This window comes from Neptuniibacter pectenicola, assembly GCF_001597735.1.
Taxonomy (GTDB): Bacteria; Pseudomonadota; Gammaproteobacteria; order Pseudomonadales; family Balneatricaceae; genus Neptuniibacter; species Neptuniibacter pectenicola.
Map to the genome: position 1 here is coordinate 16,141 of NZ_LUTS01000008.1, position 23,479 is coordinate 39,619.

At 45.3% G+C, this 23,479-nt stretch carries 20 protein-coding genes; 11 read left to right on the forward strand and 9 right to left on the reverse strand.

Annotation, left to right across the window (positions count from 1 at the left end; translation table 11 throughout):
- Window positions 1–23 precede the first annotated feature (23 nt).
- The 3 genes from A3773_RS11230 to A3773_RS11240 are packed head-to-tail and all read right to left on the reverse strand — an operon-like array spanning window position 24 to window position 3,442.
- A complete protein-coding gene (locus tag A3773_RS11230; RefSeq protein WP_067986056.1) occupies window positions 24–1,283 on the reverse strand; it encodes an SAM-dependent methyltransferase in 1,260 nt (419 codons plus the stop codon).
- The gene (locus A3773_RS11235; RefSeq protein WP_067986057.1) at window positions 1,270–2,076 is read right to left on the reverse strand and encodes a DUF1365 domain-containing protein; all 807 of its coding nucleotides are present in this window, start codon (window positions 2,074–2,076) and stop codon (window positions 1,270–1,272) included. The genes A3773_RS11230 and A3773_RS11235 overlap by 14 nt, the downstream gene beginning before the upstream one ends.
- Window positions 2,069–3,442, reverse strand: coding sequence for an NAD(P)/FAD-dependent oxidoreductase (locus tag A3773_RS11240; RefSeq protein WP_067986059.1), 1,374 nt, complete (start codon window positions 3,440–3,442; stop codon window positions 2,069–2,071). Before A3773_RS11240 ends, A3773_RS11235 begins: the two co-directional genes overlap by 8 nt.
- A 135-nt stretch (window positions 3,443–3,577) precedes the next feature.
- Between A3773_RS11240 and A3773_RS11245 the strand changes: the two genes are divergently transcribed.
- From A3773_RS11245 to A3773_RS11285, 9 genes are all read left to right on the forward strand, one after another.
- Window positions 3,578–4,189 carry a sigma-70 family RNA polymerase sigma factor gene (locus tag A3773_RS11245; protein WP_067986061.1) on the forward strand — a complete coding sequence of 204 codons (612 nt, stop codon included), beginning with the start codon at window positions 3,578–3,580 and terminating at the stop codon, window positions 4,187–4,189.
- Window positions 4,186–4,872, forward strand: coding sequence for a ChrR family anti-sigma-E factor (locus tag A3773_RS11250; RefSeq protein WP_067986063.1), 687 nt, complete (start codon window positions 4,186–4,188; stop codon window positions 4,870–4,872). Before A3773_RS11245 ends, A3773_RS11250 begins: the two co-directional genes overlap by 4 nt.
- 46 nt (window positions 4,873–4,918) lie before the next feature.
- A complete protein-coding gene (locus A3773_RS11255; RefSeq protein WP_067986065.1) occupies window positions 4,919–5,884 on the forward strand; it encodes a YbgA family protein in 966 nt (321 codons plus the stop codon).
- Window positions 5,885–5,941: 57 nt separating this feature from the next.
- A complete protein-coding gene (locus tag A3773_RS11260) occupies window positions 5,942–7,381 on the forward strand; it encodes a cryptochrome/photolyase family protein (protein WP_082800611.1) in 1,440 nt (479 codons plus the stop codon).
- Window positions 7,382–7,457: 76 nt separating this feature from the next.
- On the forward strand, window positions 7,458–7,676 hold the full coding sequence (locus A3773_RS11265; RefSeq protein WP_067986069.1) for a TIGR02450 family Trp-rich protein: 219 nt from the start codon (window positions 7,458–7,460) through the stop codon (window positions 7,674–7,676).
- A gap of 196 nt (window positions 7,677–7,872) precedes the next feature.
- Window positions 7,873–8,214 (forward strand): MaoP family protein, encoded by a 342-nt coding sequence (locus A3773_RS11270; protein ID WP_075109555.1) that lies wholly within the window; start codon window positions 7,873–7,875, stop codon window positions 8,212–8,214.
- A gap of 158 nt (window positions 8,215–8,372) precedes the next feature.
- Window positions 8,373–8,786: a hypothetical protein gene (locus A3773_RS11275; protein ID WP_067986073.1), complete on the forward strand. Its 414-nt coding sequence runs from the start codon at window positions 8,373–8,375 to the stop codon at window positions 8,784–8,786.
- Between the two features lie 283 nt (window positions 8,787–9,069).
- Entirely contained in the window at window positions 9,070–10,506 is a 1,437-nt protein-coding gene (locus A3773_RS11280) for a rhomboid family intramembrane serine protease (RefSeq protein WP_067986075.1), read from the forward strand.
- Window positions 10,507–10,605: 99 nt separating this feature from the next.
- Window positions 10,606–11,955 carry a tetratricopeptide repeat protein gene (locus A3773_RS11285; RefSeq protein WP_067986077.1) on the forward strand — a complete coding sequence of 450 codons (1,350 nt, stop codon included), beginning with the start codon at window positions 10,606–10,608 and terminating at the stop codon, window positions 11,953–11,955.
- Window positions 11,956–11,957: 2 nt separating this feature from the next.
- Here A3773_RS11285 and ppsR read toward each other — a convergent pair whose 3' ends face one another.
- Window positions 11,958–12,794 (reverse strand): posphoenolpyruvate synthetase regulatory kinase/phosphorylase PpsR, encoded by an 837-nt coding sequence (gene ppsR, locus A3773_RS11290; protein WP_231902196.1) that lies wholly within the window; start codon window positions 12,792–12,794, stop codon window positions 11,958–11,960.
- A gap of 337 nt (window positions 12,795–13,131) precedes the next feature.
- On the opposite strand from ppsR, the gene ppsA reads away from it, so the two are divergent.
- Window positions 13,132–15,504 carry a phosphoenolpyruvate synthase gene (gene ppsA / locus A3773_RS11295; RefSeq protein ID WP_067986079.1) on the forward strand — a complete coding sequence of 791 codons (2,373 nt, stop codon included), beginning with the start codon at window positions 13,132–13,134 and terminating at the stop codon, window positions 15,502–15,504.
- A 127-nt stretch (window positions 15,505–15,631) separates the two neighbouring features.
- Here ppsA and rrtA read toward each other — a convergent pair whose 3' ends face one another.
- From rrtA to A3773_RS11315, 4 genes are all read right to left on the reverse strand, one after another.
- Window positions 15,632–16,255 carry a rhombosortase gene (gene rrtA / locus A3773_RS11300; protein WP_197462771.1) on the reverse strand — a complete coding sequence of 208 codons (624 nt, stop codon included), beginning with the start codon at window positions 16,253–16,255 and terminating at the stop codon, window positions 15,632–15,634.
- 18 nt (window positions 16,256–16,273) lie between these two features.
- The gene (locus tag A3773_RS11305) at window positions 16,274–18,481 is read right to left on the reverse strand and encodes a VIT and vWA domain-containing protein (RefSeq protein ID WP_067986082.1); all 2,208 of its coding nucleotides are present in this window, start codon (window positions 18,479–18,481) and stop codon (window positions 16,274–16,276) included.
- Window positions 18,482–18,609: 128 nt separating this feature from the next.
- Complete coding sequence (locus tag A3773_RS11310; protein ID WP_067986084.1) at window positions 18,610–20,562, reverse strand: putative bifunctional diguanylate cyclase/phosphodiesterase; 1,953 nt, start codon at window positions 20,560–20,562, stop codon at window positions 18,610–18,612.
- 186 nt (window positions 20,563–20,748) lie between these two features.
- Entirely contained in the window at window positions 20,749–21,480 is a 732-nt protein-coding gene (locus A3773_RS11315) for a helix-turn-helix domain-containing protein (protein WP_067986086.1), read from the reverse strand.
- A gap of 171 nt (window positions 21,481–21,651) precedes the next feature.
- Here A3773_RS11315 and A3773_RS11320 point away from each other — a divergent pair, with 171 nt between their 5' ends.
- The gene (locus A3773_RS11320; protein WP_067986088.1) at window positions 21,652–22,506 is read left to right on the forward strand and encodes a PA4780 family RIO1-like protein kinase; all 855 of its coding nucleotides are present in this window, start codon (window positions 21,652–21,654) and stop codon (window positions 22,504–22,506) included.
- 10 nt (window positions 22,507–22,516) lie between these two features.
- On the opposite strand, the gene A3773_RS11325 is transcribed toward A3773_RS11320, so the two are convergent.
- Window positions 22,517–23,458 (reverse strand): LysR family transcriptional regulator, encoded by a 942-nt coding sequence (locus A3773_RS11325; protein ID WP_067986090.1) that lies wholly within the window; start codon window positions 23,456–23,458, stop codon window positions 22,517–22,519.
- Window positions 23,459–23,479: the final 21 nt, after the last annotated feature.

Sequence of the window (23,479 nt, forward strand, 5' to 3'; positions counted from 1 at the left end):
GATCATAACTAACCGGATCGTCATTAGGTAGATACTCTATCGCTACCGGAATCTTGATCGGTGTGGGCTAATAGATACAGACCAACATCAATAGAACCCTGCTCAAAGCCGCCTTCACAATACGCCATGTAGTAACGCCATAAGCGATAGAAGTTTTCGTCAAATCCTTGTTGCTTTATGTTCCCCCATGATTGTTCAAAACGATTGCACCATTCTCGTAAAGTGCGAGCGTAATCTTTACCAAATAACTGATGCTCTTTAAGCGTAAAACCGTGCTCGTTTAGCTTTTCCTTAAAGACCGATATGCTGGGTAACATACCACCGGGAAAGATATAACGTTGTATAAAATCCGCTTGCTTACGGTAATGATGAAAACGCTCATCTTCAATCGTAATGACTTGCAATACCGCATGACCGCCTGGCTTGAGCACGCGTTTAAGGGTGTGGAAATAGGTATCCCAGTGGGCTTCACCCACCGCTTCAAACATCTCAATAGAGACAACCGCATCATATTGAGTATGTAGGTCACGGTAGTCGGTTAAGCTGAGGTGGACCTTATCGCTTAAGCCATCGTTTTTAATCCGTTGTTGAGCCCAGTTAAGCTGTTCTTTTGATAGGGTTATGCCGTGTATTCGCAGGTCATGTTCTTGGCTTGCTTGGGCTGCAAAGCCTCCCCAGCCGCAGCCTATTTCTACTACATGTTCACCCGGTTTTGCTTTTAATAGCTCAATGATCCGAGCGTTTTTCCCCCGTTGTGCCGTGTACAGGGACTCATCCGGTTGGCTGTATAAGGCTGAGGAGTAGGTCATGGACTTATCGAGCCAATGTTTATAAAAATCATTGCCTAAGTCGTAATGGGCGGAGATGTTTTTCCTGCTGCCTGCGGGGGTGTTATCACGTGTCCAGTGGTAGATATTATGTAATGTGCTGATCACAATACGGGCTTTAGAAAGATCCGTGAGTGCATCTTCGTAGGCCAGCGCCCATTTTACGAGCGCTGTTAGGTTTGAGCTGTCCCACTCACCTGCAAGATAACTTTCAGACCAGCCGTTAATTCCACCGAAGAATAAGCGTAAAAGAGGGCGGAGGTTGTTTAATTTAATATCAGCTTCGGGCTTGTTACTGCCGAACAGGCAACAGTAGCCGCTGGGTAATTTAAGGTTGAGTGTGCCGCACTGGGCATTGAGTTTTTTCTCAAAGGTATTAAGTAACTTTTTTTCTAACCACGTTGGCTCAAATGGGGAGGCCTTAAGCTGTGTTGATGGTTGCTCATAAGCTTTCATAATGGGTTACTCCGTTTTTATCTTGCCAGCTAATACTATGGTTTTTGTGTGTGTCCCTAGGCTGTAGTTTCAGCTTTTTTCGCCACAGCTTAAGTGCTTCCCAATGGATGCCCACGATCACTTTTAGGGTCATTAAGGGGTAGCGAATAAAGACGTTAAGTAAGGAGTGATCCGTTAAGGGATGTTGAGTTCCCGTGAATGTTGCATGGAGGATCGGGTGCTTTTTCTGTTCAACCTGTTCGGTTTGGCGAATACAAACGGCGATACGTTCCGCTGGCGGATGGATACGAAAAGCATAGGTGGTATCCATCGGCATAAAAGGGCTTACGTACATTGCTTTAGTGCATGCGTGGCGTATTTGCTTGTCTTGGCTGTGGGCTTCAAAGAGATAGGTATGTCTTGAGCCGAATGTATTGGTGACTTCATAGAGAATCACGTCGAGTTCATCACGTTCGTTATAGCAAAAATACACACTAAGTGGATTGAAGGTGTAGCCGAGTATGCGGGGGTAACAGAGCAGCTGTATCCGGTGAGTTGCGCGCGCATACCCTTTGTCGGTCAGGCATTGTCTGATGTCGTCGGCTAAGGAGCCTCGTCCGCTACCGTGGTCTTTTTCATTAAAGGAGAAAAGGTTAAATCCATTAATCGATAGCCATTTCAGCTTATTTAATAGGGGCAGTTCATCAAGGTCGACGCATAGGGAGAAAACCCGATAGATAAAACGGTTTTTAACGGGCCGAAAACGATGGTGCATAACAACCCCTTGATAAAGGCAAGAGCGTAGATTAACCATGGGCTTTAACCTGCGTAATGATGGGGGCTTTTATCTGACGTTGCTCAGTGACAAAAATGCGGCTGTTCTTATCACTGAGCGTCCAGGGTCGAGGAATCCCCCCCAGCTGTTCAGCAACCGCAAGCCCGGACTGTAATCCATCTTCATGGAAACCGTAGCCAAAATAAGCGCCGCAGAACCATGTACGATGTTGACCTTGAAGCTGCCATAACGCTTTTTGCGTATTGAACGCTTCTCGACCAAATTCTGGATGATCGTAAAAGAAACTGCGAATGATGCTGCCGTCTTTAGGTTCTTTTAGCGGGTTGAGTGAAAGAAACAGGGGGACATCTGTGTTCAGTGGTTGCAACTGGTTCATCCAATAGGTTACAGATACTTCTTGGGATTGGTCCCGTTGACCGGCAGACATGTAGTTCCAGCTGGACCAAACCGCAGGACGTTTAGGCATGAGTGATGCGTCAGTATGCAAGTAGGCTTTATTTCGTTGATAGGGAAAGTGTTTTAATAACCGCTGTTCGTCGTCTGTCGGTGAGTCTAATAACGCGATGGCTTGATCGGAGTGACAAGCGAGCACAATATCATCGTAATAGTCTCTGTTGCCGTGAAGGTCTTCAATAATGACATGATCTTCATGACGAATAACCTTGTGTATACGGCTATTTAAGCGGATTTTGCCCTCTAAAACGTGGGCTATTTTATCTACATACTGCTTGCTGCCGCCCACCACGGTACGCCATTGAGGGCGATCCTTAAGTTGAGCGAGTCCATGGTTTTGGCAGAATCGTAGAAAGCTACTGGCAGGGTAGTCCAGCATCTTATCAACGGGTGTCGACCAAATCGCAGCTCCCATCGGAAGAAGGTGGTTATAGATGAAGCCTTTACTGTAACCTTGCTGCTGCAAAAGCTCGCCTAATGTAATCTGATTAATATCGGTTTGGTTCATCAGCATGCTAGCGTCGTTATAAAACCTGAGAACCTCTCGCACCATGTTCCAAAAGCTGGGTTTTAGTAGATTACTTTTTTGCGCCAGTAGGCCAGACAACCCGGTACCTGAATATTCAAGTTGTCCTTCGTTGATGGACACGGCAAATGACATGTCGGTTTCACAGGTATTGATGTTCAATGTTGAAAAGAGCTTAACTAGGTTAGGGTAGTTGGTGGGGTTAAACACAATAAAACCGGTATCTACATCGACACTGACACCTTGGACGTCACAGGTGACTGTATTGGAGTGACCTCCAAGCCTGTCGTCTTTTTCATATAGCGTGACATCGTGCGCCTTATTCAGAAGCCACGCACAACTTAGGCCGGATATACCTGAACCAACCACGGCGATTTTTTTGCGACGAATAGAGGCAATATTCATTTTATGATCCATATTAAGTAAGCATTTGTTAGTTATTACGCAAGCATGGGCAAAAAAGATCATTTAATGTTTATCTTTTTTTTAGTTATATCGTTAATAGTGATCCAATATCTGTAAGGCATCGTAAGGGATAGTATGGAAAATAAACCACCAGGTGAAGATGTGGAAAATGTTGTAGCTATGCCAACGGTGACGGATCACAAAACTAGCGCCGATCCCGATTGGAGCGCACTGCTTACCCGCTTAACCGAGCACAAAGATAAAGCAGTGTATGTTCGTCTGTTTAGACACTTTGCGCCGCGTGTTAAAGCCTACCTGATACGGCTTGGGCTAGTTGAAAGCGTTGCCGAAGAACTGATGCAGGAAACCATGCTCACTGTTTGGCGCAAAGCGCATCTTTATAATAGTCAAAAAGCAGCGGCCAGTACGTGGATATTTACCTTAGCTAGAAATAAAAGTATCGACCTGATGCGTAAACAAAAATATCCCGAATGTGATTTAGAGCAGTGGGAAGAGGAACCAGATGATCAACATGACCCGTGCGAACAACGCATTATCGCTGAACGTATGAACCAAGCGATCAATACATTACCCGAAAACCAAGCTCAGGTTATATATATGTCATTTTTTGAGGGGCGGTCCCACTCCGATATATCAAGCCGGTTAGGGATTCCTTTGGGGAGCGTCAAATCTAGAATTAGGTTGGCATCAGAAAAGCTAAAATGGATGTGGAGGGAGGGGGTATGAATATTAAACATCACCTTGATGAAGCGACACTTGTTAGCTATGCCGCGGGCGCAATGTCACAAGCGATGGCTTTAGTGACCGCGTGCCATATCTCTATGTGCCCAACATGTCGTGAGCGTCTGGCCCATTCTGAAGCGATGGGGGGGATTTTATTAGAGAGCTTGTCGCCGGCAGATGTGAGTGAAGATGCTTTACAAACATTGCTGGACTGTATTGATGAGGAACCTGACTTAGGGGCTGAGTTACTGGATTGCACCCATCCAAATGAGACTGAGTCCCGTACGCATACGTACGACAAAGGTATCCCACATGCATTGGGAGACTACATAGGCGGTTCATTGGACAATGTTGAATGGAAACGTATCGTCCCTGGTGTTTATTTTCATGACCTGCCCTGTAAAAGTGAGCGTGGAGGCGTGTCTAGGTTGCTCCGTATTGCCCCAGGTAAAGCGATGTTACCTCACAGCCATGACGGTAATGAACTAACCTTAATACTGCAGGGCTCTTTCTCGGATGAAATAGGGCGCTTTACGGTTGGCGATATAGCGGACTTAGATAACGAAGTCGAACATCAACCGCTGGTGGACAGTGATGTAGATTGTATCTGTTTGATTGCAACCGATGCGCCGCTTAAATTCAGCACATTGCTAGGTAAGATTGTTCAGCCAATGACTGGGTTTTAGCAGCCTTTTTATGTTCAGTTATTAGATTATTTATAGGGCGATACAAATGGAAAATTGTGATGTTAAACTATCAATTCCTGTCGGTGTAAGTGCGTGCTTGTTAGGCCATAAAGTCCGCTATGATGGCGGCCATAAACGCTCAAAGTATTGCTTGAATGTTTTAAGCGAATGCTTTGATTTAAAACCCTTTTGTCCTGAAGTTGCTATTGGATTAACCACGCCTCGTGAGCCTATTCGTTTAGTGGGAAGCGCTGAGGCTCCCCGTGTTGTTGGGGTAAAAGATCCCTCCCTCGATGTAACCGACAGACTGGCTGATTATGCCGATCAAGTGAGCCAAGCAGAGCAGGACTTGTGTGGTTATATACTGATGCAAGGATCCCCTAGCTGCGGTATGGAGAGAGTCAAGGTGTACCACGAAAATGGTATGCCAAATGTCGCTGGCAGCGGTGTGTATGCAGCAAGAATTATGAAGAATAACCCTGCCTTACCGGTGGAGGAAGATGGCCGCTTAAATGATGCCGTGCTGCGCGAGAACTTTATCACCCGTGTGTTTGTTTATTACAACTGGCAGCAGGAGGTGATGAGTGAGCCTACGTTGCATAAAGTCATTCAGTTCCATAGCCGTCATAAATATCAATTGATGGCGCATAGCTATGAAGGATATAAGCAGCTAGGTAAATACTTGGCGGACGCTGCCTCTAAGCAACCCCTGACCGATGTATTGCAAAAATATATCCTCGATTTGATGACCTTCCTAAGTAAAAAGGCCGACCGTAAAAGCCATACTAATGTGCTGATGCATATTATGGGCTATCTCAAAAAAGAGATTGATTCAGAAACGAAGCAAGACCTTTTGGATGCCATTGAACAGTACCGTACCAATAAAGTGCATCTGGTGGTGCCTTTATCCCTGCTTAAACATTACCTCAAGCGGCACGGCTCTGATTACATTAAATCGCAGGCTTACTTGGATCCTTATCCCCACGAGCTTGGATTAAGAAATTATATTTAATCTTCTTAGCCCGACTGAATAAAGCCGACTAAAACATACTGTGAGAGCAACAGGTCTGTGATAAATACAAAACTTGTTTGGTTTAGAAATGATCTTAGAATCCGTGACAATCAAGCGCTGTATTCCGCTTGCGAACGGGCGGCCCAAATGGCAACCTCCAACGCCGCAGGCAGTGGTGTTGTAGCCGTCGTGGCTATCACGCCGGAGCAATGGGTATTACAAGATGAGTCAAAAAGTCGGGTTCAGTTCTGGCTTGCTAATGTTAATGCCTTAAAGGCGGCGTTGGCGGGCTTAAACATCCCTTTAAAAATCATCCATACCGCTAACAATGAAACCTTACCTCAACAGCTACTGACGTTAGCGAACGGGTATAAGGTGAGTGAGCTTTATTTTAATAATGAAGTGCCTGAATATGAGCAAACGCGAGATGCTGCTGTTCAGCAGTTGTTTTTGGCGCAGGGCATGGACTGTCACCGGTTCGAATCAGACGTAGTATTACCTATAGGCTCTGTTCTTAATCAACAGGGCTTGCCTTATAAGGTGTTTACGCCGTTTAGCAAAGCATGGCGCCAGCGATTTACGCAGAGTGAACAGGGGCCATTACCTGCACCACAGCCGCTTATGTCTAACCCTTGCGGCGATGTGGAAAGCGATATTATCCCTACCGATATTGGTTATAGCTTATGCCTAGGGGCTGATTGGAATCCAGCACTCTGGCCGGCGGGAGCGGATAATGCCCATGAGCAGCTACAGCGGTTTGTCGGTGAGCACTTTCCGGATTACTCTCAGCTGCGAGACATTCCCTCACAGCCAGGCACATCTTCGTTATCGCCTTATCTAACCGTAGGGGTACTGACAACACGACAATGTATTGCAGCCGTACAGGCGTACTCTGATGACCCCGAATGGTTTTATAGCCAGTGGGTTACTGAACTGATCTGGCGAGAGTTCTACCGTCACCTTTTAGGCCTGTTCCCTGAAATGAGTCGTTTTCAGCCATTTAAACCGGAGATTGAAGCTAAAATCAGCTGGCAGTATGACAAGGCTAAATTTGAGGCCTGGTGTCGAGGTGAAACGGGGTTTGATATTGTCGATGCGGGGATGAAGCAGTTGTTAGAAACCGGCTGGATGCATAACCGTGTCAGAATGGTTGTTGCGTCTTTTCTGACAAAACTCTTGCGTCAAGATTGGCGTTTAGGGGCGCGCTTTTTTATGCAGCATTTAATTGATGGCGACTTTGCATCCAACTTAGGCGGTTGGCAGTGGAGTGCCTCTGTCGGTGCGGATGCTGCGCCTTATTTTAGAATATTTAATCCTACCCGTCAGAGAGATCGTTTCGATCCTAAAAAGCGTTATATCGAGCGTTGGCTGTCACCCCATGCTGAGTCGTTATCAACTGATCTGCTCGGTGAGCCTACCGCACCTGTTTTGTCTCGCCCTCAGCCCGTGATTGATTATACGCTTGAGCGTAGACGTAGTATCGATGAGTACCAATAACGGCAATAACCACACGGATATCTATAGCGTTACACCTTGTTATTAGACTGCGTTTTCTGCCAGAGAGGTTTACACCATGAACCCGTTTAACCCGAATAAACTACTGCTTTCTAAGTGGACGGCGGTGGAGCCGATTGAGAAGAAGAAACATTTTATCATCACTGAACTTATCCGCGATGAAGAGAATGTTCATGTTGTGGAGTGTGTGCTTGAAGCCGTGATTAATCAGCAGCGCTTTACCATGGATTTTAATGTGCTAAAAAACGATGAATGTTGGTTGCAAGGCTGGAGATAACAACACATCTATTTATGTTTATACAGAGACTTCTCTTCGTCATCTTTTAGGATTATTATCGCAAAAAACTGATCGGTGGTTGTGTGTGATAAGCGGTTGTTAGTCGGTTTGTTAGCGCCCCTATCTCTCTTAAAAATAAATCATTCGATCTTCAATGATTCGCGATATTACCTATACAGATTTGGGGGGCATGTGGATGCAACTTAATGACGCATTCAAGTCGGATAAACGCTTTAGAGATCCTAAAAACTTTCCTTATGGCTTTGCTCGCAGTGGTGAATTCACCCGCGAACAAGCACAACTGATAGAGATGTATGGTCATGCTTATATTGAGTTGGCTTCTGGGGCGAGGGAACCTGCTTGTGAGCAGGAGCAAGCGTTTATGGAATTTTGTAATGGTAATAAAGATGCCGAGTCCCTCCACGAACGGACATGGAAGCGCTATCAGGACAAAGTAAACCGTAAAATTAATTGTTACACCTTGGCGAGCATTTCGGATGTAACAGATGATGACACGTCTGGTGATGACGACGATTAATCTTGTTGCCTTTTGAGCCGGTTTTATTACTTATCATGGGCATACTAAACCCATAGTCCGAGTGCTTATGCTAATGTAGTGATGAATACGGGGTATGGCATTATTAGATCAAGGCGTCTTATTAACGGCCTAATTATTTAAACTAACGTGAGAAATATATGAAAATGTTATCGAACGCCTCGACACTCTATTTCTCACTTTATTGTTTCTTCATCGCCTGTGCGGGTTCTGCGCAGGCGAGTGAACCGGAAACAACCCGTGCACTTGATGGCACGGAAATCCGTTATATGTATACCAGTGGCCGCTCATATCATGTGAAATTTGCTGTAGAGGGTGTCAGCTACCGCTATCTGACGGGGTCAAAGCCGGAGCGGTGGTGGGGGCCTTTTCCGTATCAAGCGATGCTGGTTGATAATAATCGCTATTTTGCCTCATGGTTTGAACAGGGCTATGGTGATTATGTCACCTTATTGATCAACTTTGATGCTCAAGAGATACACGGAAGTGCCATTATTGGTGGTAACGAGGTGCATTTTCATAAGGCGGACCTATTAACGGTCGTGCGCCCATAATCAATCGCTGATTATCAAGCCTATTTATGACACCACTTCGCTGTTGTCTACGGGGGGAGCTAAACCCCTACCAGTTTCCTTCCTATTGGCTACGGACTCAATAACCGTTCATACACTATCGTATGAATAAACGGCTACTTTGGGATAGCTTAAATTGCTGTTTTAGATTAATTTTTACTCAAAGCTAAGGCAGTCGCCTTTAACCGTGCTAGTCTTTTGTCATGACTGATTGAGTTAATAGGGTAGGCTGCACTCTTAGGCCAGAGGATGGATCTGACGCGCTATGGTAATCATACCAACGGAAAAACGATTTGATTGGAAACACCCTCCAATCATGCTTTTTATTTTGGTGCTAGCCAATGTCATTATTTTCTTTGTTTATCAAAAAGGAGATGAGCGCACGCTTTCTGATGCATTAAACCGTTATGAAACACTGGAATACTTTGAAACAGAATGGCCCGTCTATCTCAACTACCTCGAAAGCAGTGATGTTCCCGAAAAGGTAATCGTGGATTACCAATTACTTTATAACCAAGGGCAACATCAACAACTAAGTTTTTATATGCTCAGTGATTTCCGCTTTTTAGACTACCTAAACGCCCATTGGGTGACGTTTCAGGAGCCGAAAAAAGGGGACTATTGGCAGGACCGTAAGCAGATACACCAAGCGTTTGAATCAACGGCACTGTATGGCTTCGGCTTAAAGCCGAAAGATCTTGGTGTGACTGAGCTGGTGAGTTACCAGTTCCTGCATGGGAGCGCCATGCATCTATTTGGAAATATGTTCTTTCTCATCATTTTTGGCTTTGCTGTTGAAGCGGCCATTGGGCACTTACGATTTCTGCTTTTCTATTTAGTGTCAGGTATTGCTGGGGGCGTACTGTTCGTCATGGTGAACCCATACAGCCCAAATGCGCTCATTGGTGCGTCGGGTGCTATTTCTGGTGTCATGGCCATGTATTTAGGGGTGTTTCGTTTTAGAAAAATCGAGTTCTTCTATTGGTTTTTTGTGTTTGTGGGCTTCATTCGCGCACCGGCATTGCTTGTTCTGCCACTCTATATCGCAAATGAGTTGTATAACTACTTCACTCAAATGGATTCTAATGTTGCGTTCATGGCGCATACTGGCGGCTTTGTCAGCGGCGCTATCTTAATCCTGACCGCTTTGCTGGTGGATCCGAAAATGCTGGATGAGGAGTATTTGGCTGAAGATGAGGTGGAATCCCCAAGGCAACGTGATCTAGATAAAGTGTATAAAGCCTTAGGCCGTTTCTCCTTTGATACGGCGCTTAATACCTTAGATGACTTCATTAACACCTACGGTAATGACTTCGAGCTATTACGGGTTAAGTACAACCTGTTAAATGAGCGGGGTGACCCGATGCGGGATGCAGCATTGATTGATCTGCTTAAAATGGAAAAGTTACCCCTGCATCAGTTAGCACAGGTCGAAGCACTTTGGTTGGCAAATGATCGCCTTAATGAGCAGATGGATAATAATGAAATACTTCAGTTGGGCTGGCGTTTATCAGCGTTACCTAGCTTGGCAACAGCAGAGCATATTTTCATCTCGCTGTATTCTCAGGGCATAAAGAATGAGACGTTAAGTCATTTTGCCAGAAAGCTCTCAGTGAGTTTTGGTGAACGAGAGCATGAAGCTAAACAAATAAAGTATGAGAAAGCGGCCGTAGAGATCTATGAACGCTGTCGTAGATATTAAATAAAGAACGGGTTGTGTTCATACATGCATAACGCTAAACGCGCAAAGGTGGCGCGCACATGTTGATCTATATACCCGGCCGTAGGAGTTAATTAGAGGATGGCGTACTGTAAATACCACCCGTTAACCGCGTCAACTTATCATTGTGAATCGTGCCAGATAAACCAATGTGACCACTGTGTTGATGATGACCCTGAACATCCAGAGCCCCATTGCTTTGTGTGCGCAGGTGCGGTTGATAGTTTAGGTGCTACGGATATTGCGCCGTTCTGGCGACGCCTGGATCGTGCTTTCCATTACCCGATGAATAAGCAAACGATGATGCTTATTTTTATCGCCTCTCTTCTGGCCTCTATGGGCGCATTCATCGGTGGGATAACCGGCTTCTGTCTCTCACTGATAGTGACCGCGATCACAACGAAATACAGCTTCCTCTGCCTACAGCGGACAACTGACGGTGGGGTAACCGCACCGGATATGAATGAAGCGTTTTCCGGTGGCTTTAAAATAATCCTGCATATTATTTTTATACTGATCGGTATTAGTTTGATGATTGTAGGGGTAGAGCGCCTGTTTGGTGGGCTGGCGTCGGTACTGTTCTCTATTTTTTGGATGGTGTGTTTACCCGCGGTTTTTATTAACTATGCCCGTTTCGAGCAGATAGGCCCTGCGATTAATCCTATTGAGATAGGGCGTTTAGTTTTTACACTAGGTGGAGCTTATCTCCTGTTGCTGTTGTTTATTGCCATTATGATTGCTTCGGTAGGTACGCTGCATCAGATATTAGAAGAACAGGTCTATTTCTTCTCGGCGATTCTGCAAAGTATCGTCTCTTACTATTACCTGATAGTGATCTTCCATTTAATGGGCTATCTCATCTTCCAAAAACAGAAAATATTGGGGTTTACTAGCCGGTTGGAGTCTTCGGAGCACTCAGCTGGGCGCTCTAGCCAAAATAGAATGCTAGCGAATATTGATGTACTTACAAAAGAGGGACAGTTTGACGGGGCCTGTGTAACGTTTAAGCAAGGGCTGCAAGCATTTCCTACAAGCTATGAACTCCACAGCCGTTTTTTTGATTTTCTTTACGGGCTTAATAAGCTGGATGAGATTGATGCGTTTTGGCCAACCTATTTAGATCTTTTAGGCCGACAAGGGCGCGAGAATCAAGCATCCACTGCCTATCAGCGCCTTTTATTACTGGATAAGCACTACCAGCCAACTTCACCCGATGTGCGCTATCGAATCGCTCAAGCATGTTTTGAGGCAGGCAAGTCGGTATTGGTTGTTAAGTTGTTAAACGGTTTACACCGCGATGATCCCCAGTATAAAGCGCTTATACCCGCGTATGAGTTGATGGCTAAGGCGCTTGACGATCTTCCCAACAAGCGGGAGCAGGCGGAGAAACTGCGTCGAATGATGCGCCAATTAGCCCATCATTCCACTTGAGGTTAATTCATTCTGCGGTTAAGTCCTGCTTGCGCCATAATGCGTGTAGATATCTCTTCTATGGAGAAATTAGTTGTGTTGATGGCGGGAATATTAAGCTTTTTAAAAAGCTTTTCCACTTCGCGCACTTCAAAATCACACTGGTCCAGTGAGGCATATCGGCTATTAGCTCGACGTTCATGGCGTATGGCGGCTAACTGAAATGAGTCAATTGTTAAGCCATATAACTTATGTTTATGCACTTCAAGAACATCAGGTAACTTGCTGAATTCTAAGTCTTCTTCAGTAAGCGGATAGTTGGCTGCTTTGATGCCAAACTGCATCGCCATGTAAAGACAGGTGGGTGTTTTTCCGCATCGGGACACACCAACAAGAATGATGTCGGCGTTAGCATACTGTCGGGTTCTCGCGCCGTCATCATTGTCGATCGCAAAGTTGACCGAATCAATTCTATCTTTGTAACGCGTTTGTTCAACAATGCCGTGGGATTTACCAACCGAGTAGTTTGAACGTGCACCTAGTTCGCTTTCTAGTGGTTTTAAAAAACTAGAAAACACATCAATTTTGAACGCGCTCGATTCAGCGATAATCGAACGAATATCTTCATTAACCACCGTGTCAAAGATAAGGGGTCGTGTGCCATCCTGAATGGCTGCATTATTAATTCTAGACACCGCTTCCTTAGCTTTGTCGGGGGTGTCTATGTAAGGGAGTGTAATCTGTTCAAACTCTATGCTGTCAAATTGAGCAAGTAGGCTGTGCCCTAAGGCTTCAGACGTGATACCTGTGCCATCAGAGATAAAAAAAGCAGTTCGTTTCGCAGGTTGTTTCATAGTCATTTTATACATACAGCAGGTAAATAGAGGGAGCACTATAACAGATTGGTTAAAGTAGATGAGCGCGGACAGGCTTAAATTCACCTGATAACCCTACGAAATGTAGCTATAAGTATAAAAATCCACAAAGACATGACGCCTTTCACTTGTTTTTGATCATTTTCCCTAGGCTAGGTAAGGATTTTTTGCTTTCACTCAAGTAAGATCAAAGCCATATCATCGCTCGATTAAGAGTGTTACTACACAATAATAAGCAGGAACATCAGTCGTATTAATGCTGATTTATCCGCATGACTAACTTTTGAACAACCGTTACGACAGCCGAGTAGGAGATAGACCGTTGCAGAACTATGTACTGCGCCTTGATCAGGTAGGTATGGACGATATAGAGAAAGTGGGTGGTAAAAACGCTTCTCTAGGTGAAATGTTGCAAGAACTTTCAGGCGCACATGTAAAAGTGCCAAACGGTTTTGCAACCACAGCCCTTGCTTATAAAGAGTTTCTGACCCACGGGGGTCTTGAAGACCAGATTAAGGACAAACTTGATCAGCTGGACACGAACAATATTCAAAATCTGAAAGATGCCGGTAAAGCCATTCGTGATTTAATCATGAACGCTGAGTTTCAACCGCAGCTTAATAGCGCAATCGAAGCCGCATGGGCAGAGATGTCCAATGGTGAGGATATTGCCGTTGCTGTACGTTCATCGGCAACAGCAGAAGACCTACCAGACGCCTCATTTGCAGGCCAGCAAGAAACTTTTCTGAATGTACGTGGCCTCACTGATATTAAACGGTCGATTAAAGAGGTGTTTGCATCGCTGTATAACGACCGGGCTATCTCTTATCGCGTTCATCACGGTTTTGAACACAGTGAAGTGGCGTTGTCGGCGGGTATTCAACGCATGGTTAGAAGTGAAACCGGTGCCTCTGGGGTGATGTTTACCTTAGATACTGAGTCTGGTTTTAATCATGTTGTCTTTATTACCTCCGCTTATGGTTTAGGTGAAACGGTTGTTCAAGGGGCGGTAAATCCTGACGAATTTTATGTTTACAAACCGACACTAAAAATGGGCGCGCCTGCGATTATTCGGCGCACCATTGGCTCAAAAGCCATCAAAATGGTGTACGCCGAGCCAGGGGCTGAAAGTCCCGTGAGTACTGTCCAAGTTAGTCCTGAAGAGCGGGGCGCTTTTTCAATTAATGATGGGGATGTTGAAGCGCTCGCGAAGATCGCGGTCGAAATAGAGTCTCATTACGGCCGGCCAATGGATATTGAATGGGCCAAAGATGGTGACACCGGTGAGCTTTTTGTTGTTCAGGCTCGTCCTGAAACAGTTAAAAGCCGTAGTAACCAAGCGGTGATTGAACGCTATCTGCTAAAAGAAACGAGCCGTGTGTTGGTTGAAGGCCGCTCTATCGGTCATCGTATCGGTTCAGGTAACGTGCGTATCGTATATGACTTGAGCGAGATGGATAAGGTGCAACCGGGTGAGGTGTTGGTGACCGACATGACGGATCCCGATTGGGAGCCTGTGATGAAACGGGCTGCCGCTATCATTACCAACCGTGGTGGACGCACCTGTCATGCGGCGATTATTGCCCGTGAGTTAGGTATACCAGCGATTGTAGGGTGTGGTGATGCAACCGAACAGTTTGTGAACGGCCAACTAGTGACAGCCTCCTGTGCGGAGGGCGATACGGGCCGGGTTTATGAAGGGAAGTTAGATTATGAGCATCAATCTAACAGTGTAGAGTCGATGCCTGAGCTACCTTTCCAGATCATGATGAATGTGGGGAACCCAGATCGCGCGTTTGATTTTCAAGCGTTGCCTAATGCGGGTGTAGGCCTTGCGAGGCTTGAGTTTATCATCAACCGTATGATCGGCATTCACCCTAAAGCATTGCTCAACTTTGACCAACAGACGCCCTCGTTACAGCAAACTATTAAGCGGCGCATTTCAGGCTATAGCAGTCCTGTCGACTTTTATGTTGATCGTTTGGTCGAAGGTATTTCAACATTGGCGGCAGCGTTTTATCCGAAGAAGGTCATTGTTCGTATGTCGGACTTTAAGTCCAACGAATATGGACACCTTATCGGTGGCGATATGTATGAGCCCAATGAAGAAAATCCAATGTTAGGGTTCCGTGGTGCGACGCGCTATATTTCTGAATCCTTCCGTGATTGCTTTGAGTTGGAGTGTCGTGCACTCAAGCGTGTTCGCGATGAGATGCAATTAACGAATGTGGAAGTGATGATCCCGTTTGTACGTACACCGGGTGAAGCTAAACAAGTGGTTGATCTGCTGGCGGCGAATGGTCTAAAGCGGGGACATAATGGTTTACGCGTCATCATGATGTGTGAGATTCCCTCAAATGCGCTACTGGCGGATGAGTTTTTAGCGTATTTTGATGGATTTTCAATCGGCTCTAACGATCTGACTCAATTAACCTTAGGCCTTGATCGTGATTCTGGTGTTATTGCCCATCTCTTTGATGAGCGCGATGCAGCGGTTAAAAAACTGCTATCAATGGCAATCACTGCGTGTAAAAAACAAGGTAAATACATCGGTATTTGTGGTCAAGGGCCGTCAGACCATCCTGATCTTGCACGGTGGTTGATGGAACAGGGGATTGATACTATCTCTTTGAACCCAGACTCGGTGCTGGATACGTGGTTCTTTTTAGCCAATAATGACAAGCAGACAGATTAGGCCATTTTAGGGCGACGGCCCAAATGTAAGCTTAAACCGATCAGGAGAGGAGGTGGATAACACGCCTCCCCCTGATTAAATAACCCTCCCAACCGGCGTTGCTATCTGCACCTTATTTTATACTGTATTACATCAAGCGGTAGCGGCGACAAAGTAGCCATAAAGTGATGCCTATACTGGCACCGATAAGGTGCGCAGGGGCATAGAGATGCCAGCCGTCTGTAACAAAGACTGCATCCTGTGCGGTGAGTTCAAATAAGGTTTTAATGGCAATAGTACTAAGGGGGAGTAGCCCCAATAGGCTTTTCTCTTTGCTGTACCAAAATAACCCCGCCAACGTGATGAGCGTATAAAGTACCCCCGAAATTCCCGCGTAATACTCAATGTTTGCTAAAGGAGAGAGTAGGTACAGGTCTAGGATGAGGGTGCTGACAACCGTTGCGCATACCCATAAATTACGGCTCTGTCGCTCTAAATAACTGGCTGCAGCGGTAAATGTTATTAAATCCCAAAACAGGTGATCCCATGAGCTATGGATCAGATGGCCACTAATCAGTCGCCAATACTCATGTTGATCCACAATCGCGCTGTAGTTAAAGCTAAGTGCCGCTAGTTGTTGTTCATTATTGGGTAAAAGTCCGAAAAGTAGCATGGTGAAACTGGTGAGAAGTGATAGGTAAGGAAAGGTTTTAGCGGCTTTTCCTACATGCCCCCCCCTAAAGGGGGGCGTTTGAGTGGATAACGTATTCATGATTGTCATACTCAAGGGTTAGGCTTTTTTAGTGGTCGAGCCGTTAAGTCGGCGAAGCTGGATAAGCGCAATGGACGCTGCAATAAATAGCACTAACCAAGGTGATATAGCACCGCCGCCAGAGCCGCTACGGCTGGGTGATACCGCTGCACGGGGTTGGCTTTGGTTTGGCTGGGTGGCTGATCTATCGACAAACATCGGTGTCTGTTGATCAACACGGTGCTGTTGAGCGGTAACTGGTTGCTGCAAACGAGCGGCTCTGGCCTTCTGCTCTTTTTCAACGCGCTGTTGGTTGCTACGCGTTATATTGAGTGCGTTGAAGACCTCATCTCGTACCACGATCATTGAGGTGTAATCCGTCACTAAACCGTATTCAATCGCCGTGTCCGTAATTGCTTGTTCAGCGTCCTTATCAGCACCTAGGTAATCGATCTCAGCTTGAAGCTCCTCAATCGCAGCATAGGCCCATAAACGTTCAAGTTCGGGGTGCGCTGTCGCGTGCTCAGGGAGCATAATCTTTGTGTTATAGCGTTTCTCTTTACCATCAATGGTTGCGGTTAATGTGATCTCTGCTTCACCGGGTTGGTAGTAATGACCAAACACTGTGAGTTGTTGTCCATGATAGAGTGTATTGGCTAGGCGTGGTTTCACGATCTCTTTGCCACGAATACCGGATATTTTTAGGTTGATATTGCGCATCGCGGAGTGGGTCATTTTTCCTTTGGCCAGCATCAACTGCCCCATAATGTCATCTGCGTTAGAGATCGACATGGCAAAACCATTCGATACGCGGGTCATCTCTTCTAGCAGTGGGCGATTGGCGCTGTTGCCCATAATAAAAGTAAACAAGCGGGCATCTCTCTTTTCGAGTAGGTGCAAAAATTTAGATTTCTCCGTCTCGCCCACATTAGCAACGCCATCGGTGACGAGGATGATTGCGGTGCTGCGGTCGGCCTCTAACTGATTAATGCCCTGTGCTAGTCCCGCGTATAGGTTGGTTCCATTCCCCGGTTGTACGCTATCGAGTTGAGCCATAACGCGACTAATCGTGTGTTGATCCGCTGGCTGGTAGCCTTGAGTGAAGTTTTGCGCTTGGTTATTAAACAATACGATTTTAAAGCGATCTTGTGGGTTTAGTTGCCCAAGCCCTTGGCGAACACCTTCGGTTAAGGTTGAAAATTTACCCTGCATGGACCCCGATATATCTAAGACAAACACCCAGTCTCGGCCTTGCGTGATAAGGGGCAGATCATTCCCTGGCGTCAGGGTTAGTTTAAAGGTGCCTTTGCTGCTGTTCGCTTCTTTATAGCTCACCATATCTACACTGGCCGGTAGGCCTTGTGCTTGCCTCCAGTAAAGGAGAATGTCTTTATCTAAACGCGTAACGGTTGTCGATTGATTGGGGCTTTCAGCATCATATTCGCCTGCCGCCTTTAGATCAGTGGGCGCGTCTGTGGTGAGCGTTGCGGTGTTTGATGGCAGTGTGCGGTCATCCCTATTGGGTTGTTGGGCGGTGATTTGATTAATCAGTGTTGCTTGCCACTCATGGGTATTGAGCTGTTGAAGGTTCGCATGTGGATGCTGGGGCATACGTAATCCATCAACGGGATAGCTGGTACGTAGTTTTACATTAAAACTAAAGGCCTCTTCGACGCTTTCATTGCGGCTCCAAAAACTTTGCTTTTCAGCATCCACACCGCCATCTTCAAGCGGATAAACATAACGACCTATGCCGGTATCTGTTTGGGTGTTTTGTAGGTATACCAGTTTTATTTTGACATCTTGGTTGGCTTTAACCGGAAAAACAGAGATATCAAAGGTTTTGTATTTGTCTTTTTCTACAATGGCCGTCGCATGGCCTTGCTGCTTTTCTTGCTCATAAATTTGTCGTGCCTGTTGTTTCTCTACCACTTCACCGGTGACCGGTTTTCCATCGATCCAATAACTGAACTCACCTACCGCTGCCTTTTCTGGTACAGGAAAGGAGTAGATCGCTTCAAGGTCATTAGGGTTTGGGTTATGGAAGGTCTGCTCAATCGTAGTGGTGGCATACATGTCTTCAATAACAACATTAACATGATGGGTTTTGATCTGTAGGTCAGCGTAACTGGCATTGTTTGGTTTTAGTAGCCCCGCCGCTTCGGTAACGGGAGAGTAGAGTAGCGCAGCACTGAGTCCTAGCGCGACTAAACGTGTTGTTTTGTGTGTGGTTGTTAAGTTAGTCATTGTTTTGCCCTCATGAGTGAATGAAGGCAAGGATGGTGTAACTCATACTTAAACAATACTTGTTTGTGGAAAGTTACGTGATATTGAACTTGACGTATTATATTTTAATACCCACTGCGTAAAAGGTACTACAGGGCGGAGGTTAAGGTGTTATTGCTAATAGACTGAAAGGAGGGACCAAATTGTTTTATAAGGTGAGTGTAGGTTTGGGGTTTGCTAAACAAGTAGCCCTGTAAATAGTGGACACCTAATGCTTTGAGCTTAGCTTCTTGCTCTGGGGTTTCTACACCTTCAGCTACAACCTTATAGTTAAGTTCATTGGCCATCAACATGACGGCTTTAACGATGGCGGCGCCATTGGAATCCAATCGATTAACAAAAGAGCGGTCAACCTTAACGATGTTTACGCCTAAATCTTGAATGACGGATAAGGATGAATAGCCGGTTCCAAAGTCATCGATGGAGATAAATAAGCCTAAGGTTTGTAACTGTTTGATTGCCTGTAAAAGCTTAGGCTTATCGCTAGAGAAAACAGATTCCGTAATTTCAATATGGAATAGGCTAGCATCAACTTTGTACTGATCTATCAACGCTTTAACGCTGTTTACAAACCCAGGGTCTTCAAATTGAACAATAGAGACGTTGATGCAGATTTTAATGTTTAAGCCGTTTTGCATCATTGAGTGTTGCTGCTGTATTGCGTTTTCAAGCACCCAGTAGCCAATCTCTCGTATCGCGCCATTTTTCTCTGCTAAGGGAATAAAAACGTCCGGGGGAACCGCTTTGCCGTTATGTTCCCACCGCAGTAAGGCTTCTACGGCGTGACATTCGCCATTTTTAGTGTCGATGATCGGTTGATAAACCAGTTTTAGCTGTTTTTTGGAAACTGCTTTTCTGATCGCTGAAGAGAGTGAAAAGTCACGTTGTACTTTTTCCGCTAGGTCTTTGCTAAAGAGTACATAATCCGCTTTTTGTGTATGTTTGTTTTCATACATGGATACGTCAGCAAAAGAGATTAATTCATCTAAAGTTTGACTATGGGTCGGATAAATTGAAATACCAATGGAGGCATTCATATCAATTTTATATCCATCAAAAATAAAAGGGGATTCCATTACAATGTTAATTTCTTTAGCGATAGAATCCACATCTTTTCGATGGGTTGTTTCTGTCATAATGATGAATTCATCACCACCCCAGCGACAAATTAATGCATTGTCGTTAAAATTTTCTTTTAATCGAGAGGCTAGCTGTTTAAGGAGACTATCACCGACATGGTGCCCAAAATTGTCATTGACGGGTTTGAAACTATCAAGGTCTATAAAAAACACACATAAGTGGCTGTTGGGTGTGTGCTTAATTTGTTGGTTTGCTTCTTCGATAAAAGCAGGGCGGTTTAATAGCTTAGTGAGTGAGTCTAGCTGGCTTAGTTCTATAATTCTTTCGGTTCGTGATTCAACTTCATTCTTCATATTATTGAGCAGCTGAGTGTGTTGATACCTAAGCCTGATGGAGTCTAACGTGAACTGAGCCGCTTTTAGTGCACTGAAAAATATAATGCATGAAAACAGTAAGCCTAAAACCCCCAGCATTTGGAGCTCGGGCTTCCCCGATAGGGTTAAGAGTATTGAATAAGGGATGAGTAAAATTTGAGGGTATAGGAGTGAAATAAATCGATCACCGGACAAAACTGTGGACGCGCCTCCCGCTAAGGTTGCGACAATGACCATAGATATACAGAGTTCATAAATATCTGAGCCAGAATAAAAATAGATACAATAAAATGCCCAGAGTGAAGCCGTTGATAATGCGCCTATGCGGAATCGAGTGAGGTCACAGGCGGTTCCAAGCTCTCCTTTTTTGGCTTTTATACTCCATTTGTAGCTTTGAAATAAACGCCACAGCATCACGACTAATACTGCGCTCCACCACGTGAACTTTGCATAGGGGTGATCTCCAGAGTCAAACCAAAAGATGACGCCAGACGCTGCAGCCAGCATGATTAAAAAGCTAGCGTATGAGTTTCTATAGAGGAGCTCTAAGCGATCATTGAGTTCAACTTCATTGTTACGAGAATGCAATATAAAACTCCATTTACATAAAAAACATTCTTTATATCAATATAAAAAAACGATTAGAACGTATTCTAAGCCACGTTAACTTGTACTGAATGTGTGTTGTAAGTGTATTCCTAGATTCGTTTGCCCGCCAGTAGCGTTTGGTTGAACAGTGTTGGTGTTTGCTGCTTCTTATCCCTATGGGACGGCTTACTTGCTCATCTTTTTGAATAAAGAGTATTGCCACTGGCGGATGGCTAATACCATGGTTGTGCCATTTTTTTGTTGGCTTGGGGCGGCGTGATCTTCCTGCATCAGTTCATTAAATTCAGCGGCTAAACGTTCCATCTTCTTTTGTAAGCGAGCATTCGAACTGTCAGTAAGGATCGCATTAGTGACGATGAGTTTTTCGTTGGCTTTGTCGAAACGTGAACTGAAAAAGTCCTGCTCTACCTTCTCTTGAAAAAACTGCTGTATTGGGCCGTTAGGGAGCCAATGAAAGTTCGGGGCTACCAGTAGTTTGACCCGATTGTTAGGCAGTAAATCTATAATTTTTAATCGATCTAGCTGTGCCAGTTTTTGAAAACAAACGGCCTCAGGAATATCGTAGCTGTAGATAATATCCTCATAAGACATCCCGCTTATAACGCTTACAGTGATTAACAGCAGGGTTAAATCGTTAGCGATTTCCTTTTCCTGCTCCCGTGTTAACTGGATTAACTGATGTTGCTCTTTACTCATCCGTTGTACTAATTCAGAGAGCTCGATATTAAGCATGTCACAAATCAGTTCTAAGCGTTGCAGGGTGAAGTTTTTATCAGCAAAGAGCCGTTTGACGGAGGCTTCACTCAGTTCTAAGACGGTAGCCACATCTACATAGGTTTTTCCGTGTGCTTTCAGCTCGCGCTTCAGCGTATCGATCAAGGGGCCTGCCTGTGCCATAAATAAGCCTTAAAAGAGATAGGGAATCAATTGGTTATCTTATCCGAAACAGTGATTGCCCGTCAGTAATCGTTTAGCGAATGACGGTTATACAAAAAGATCAGCGGATAAAATTGCTTCTTTTCATTTCATATAGTTTCATATGTACTCTAATCCATGTATAAGGGCACCATGAAAATCCCTAAAAGAATACAACCACTTGTTGATGACGGTCTAGTCGATGAAGTTCTCAGGCAGTTAATGAGTGGAAAAGAGGCGGTAGTGTACGTGGTACGTTGTGGATCAGAGATCCGTTGTGCCAAAGTTTATAAAGAAGCGAGTAAACGTAGCTTTAAACAAGCAGTACAGTACCAAGAAGGCCGCAAGGTACGTAATAGCCGTCGTGCGCGCGCGATGGAGAAAGGCTCTAAGTTTGGTCGAGACCAGCAAGAAACACTTTGGCATAACGCCGAAGTTGATGCGCTGTACCGTTTAGCAGCGGCAGGGGTCAGGGTTCCTGAGCCTTATGGCTGTTTCGATGGTGTTCTGCTAATGGAGTTAGTTACGGACGATAATGGTGAAGTCGCACCGCGTCTTAATGATGTGGCGATGAGTGCCGAGCAGGCGCTAGCCGACCACGCCGTTGTTATTCGCGATATCGTGAGAATGCTGTGTGCCGGTTTAGTCCACGGCGACCTCTCTGAATTTAATGTGCTAGTTGATGCCTATGGCCCCGTTATTATCGACCTTCCTCAGGCGGTTGATGCGGCAGCCAATAATCACGCCCAATGGATGCTCGAGCGCGATGTTAATAATATGCGAAGCTATTATGGACAGTATGCACCTGAACTATTAGATACGCAGTATGCAAAAGAGATCTGGGCGCTGTATGAAGAGGGCGATCTAACCCCCGATACTGAATTGACGGGGTTATTTGAAGAGAGTGGCGAAGCTGCCGATGTTGATTCGGTTCTGCTTGAGATCAAAGAAGCATTTGCCGAAGAGCAAGAGCGCCTCGCGCGTATAAGTGATTCTGAAGAGCCTTAATTAACGTTGGTTAAGAGGGGGCTTTAGTTACATGATGGGGTAGCTGAGTCGTTTTAAAATAGTCCTGTAGCATAATCATCATTGTTTCTGCGGCAGGACTTAGCGCGCGACCTTTACGTGTAATTATGTAGATTTTTCGTTGTAGCTCAGGTGAGTGCAAAGGCATAAATGTTAGCGTTGAAAAGGCGCTCGTACTGGCCGCCAGTGCCGGAAGTATAGAAACACCTAGACCCGCTTTTACCATATCTGCCAGCCCTGCTGGGGTTGAGACCTCAATCAATGGGCTTTGGGTATTTAATCCCAGATTGTTTTCCCTTTCTAATTTATATAACTGCGAACGGGTGCCGGTGTCCTCGGTTAAATGGATTCTTGGTAGTGAACTCACGTGCGCCCACTTCAATTGCACCGCTTGGCTTAGAGGGTGGTCTGAGGGGAGGACAATACCGTACTGATCCATTAACACCGGTTGGTAGTTTAATTCCGGTTGGTTCGAATGATTACCACCTAAGCCAAAATCCACATCATTTTCTAATACCCGTTGTTCGATGCCACTCGCATTATCATCGCGCAGGTAAAGTCCTATATTGGCATAGGCTTGATGGTAGGATTTGATAATCTCAGGCAGCATTCTGCCAATCATTGAGGGCGATGCCGCAATGCCGATCTTGCCTTTTTGTTGCGAGGTGGTCGCTTTTAAGTCATTAAACGCGGTATCAAAATCGGAGATTAGCTTTTCTGCCACTGGGAAGAAGTTTTCCCCTTCGCCGGTTAGCATAACGCGGCGTGTTGTGCGGTCAAACAGCTTCAACTCCACCTGCTCTTCGAGCTGTTTTATGGTGGCGGTCAGTGTTGATTGAGTCAGGTGCAGGTTTTCGGCAGCCCGTGTAAAACTGCCACTTTTGGCAATTTCAGTGAAAGCACGTAGGTGGCGTATAGATATATTATTCGACATAACCAATTAATTAATAGAATT

Coding starts and splice junctions, on each gene's coding strand:
- A3773_RS11230 (WP_067986056.1), bottom strand. CDS start 1,283: ATGAAAGCTTATGAGCAACCATCAACACAGCTTAAGGCCTCCCCATTT.
- A3773_RS11235 (WP_067986057.1), bottom strand. CDS start 2,076: ATGGTTAATCTACGCTCTTGCCTTTATCAAGGGGTTGTTATGCACCAT.
- A3773_RS11240 (WP_067986059.1), bottom strand. CDS start 3,442: ATGAATATTGCCTCTATTCGTCGCAAAAAAATCGCCGTGGTTGGTTCA.
- A3773_RS11245 (WP_067986061.1), top strand. CDS start 3,578: ATGGAAAATAAACCACCAGGTGAAGATGTGGAAAATGTTGTAGCTATG.
- A3773_RS11250 (WP_067986063.1), top strand. CDS start 4,186: ATGAATATTAAACATCACCTTGATGAAGCGACACTTGTTAGCTATGCC.
- A3773_RS11255 (WP_067986065.1), top strand. CDS start 4,919: ATGGAAAATTGTGATGTTAAACTATCAATTCCTGTCGGTGTAAGTGCG.
- A3773_RS11265 (WP_067986069.1), top strand. CDS start 7,458: ATGAACCCGTTTAACCCGAATAAACTACTGCTTTCTAAGTGGACGGCG.
- A3773_RS11270 (WP_075109555.1), top strand. CDS start 7,873: ATGCAACTTAATGACGCATTCAAGTCGGATAAACGCTTTAGAGATCCT.
- A3773_RS11275 (WP_067986073.1), top strand. CDS start 8,373: ATGAAAATGTTATCGAACGCCTCGACACTCTATTTCTCACTTTATTGT.
- A3773_RS11280 (WP_067986075.1), top strand. CDS start 9,070: ATGGTAATCATACCAACGGAAAAACGATTTGATTGGAAACACCCTCCA.
- A3773_RS11285 (WP_067986077.1), top strand. CDS start 10,606: ATGGCGTACTGTAAATACCACCCGTTAACCGCGTCAACTTATCATTGT.
- ppsR (WP_231902196.1), bottom strand. CDS start 12,794: ATGACTATGAAACAACCTGCGAAACGAACTGCTTTTTTTATCTCTGAT.
- rrtA (WP_197462771.1), bottom strand. CDS start 16,255: ATGAATACGTTATCCACTCAAACGCCCCCCTTTAGGGGGGGGCATGTA.
- A3773_RS11305 (WP_067986082.1), bottom strand. CDS start 18,481: ATGACTAACTTAACAACCACACACAAAACAACACGTTTAGTCGCGCTA.
- A3773_RS11315 (WP_067986086.1), bottom strand. CDS start 21,480: ATGGCACAGGCAGGCCCCTTGATCGATACGCTGAAGCGCGAGCTGAAA.
- A3773_RS11320 (WP_067986088.1), top strand. CDS start 21,652: ATGAAAATCCCTAAAAGAATACAACCACTTGTTGATGACGGTCTAGTC.
- A3773_RS11325 (WP_067986090.1), bottom strand. CDS start 23,458: ATGTCGAATAATATATCTATACGCCACCTACGTGCTTTCACTGAAATT.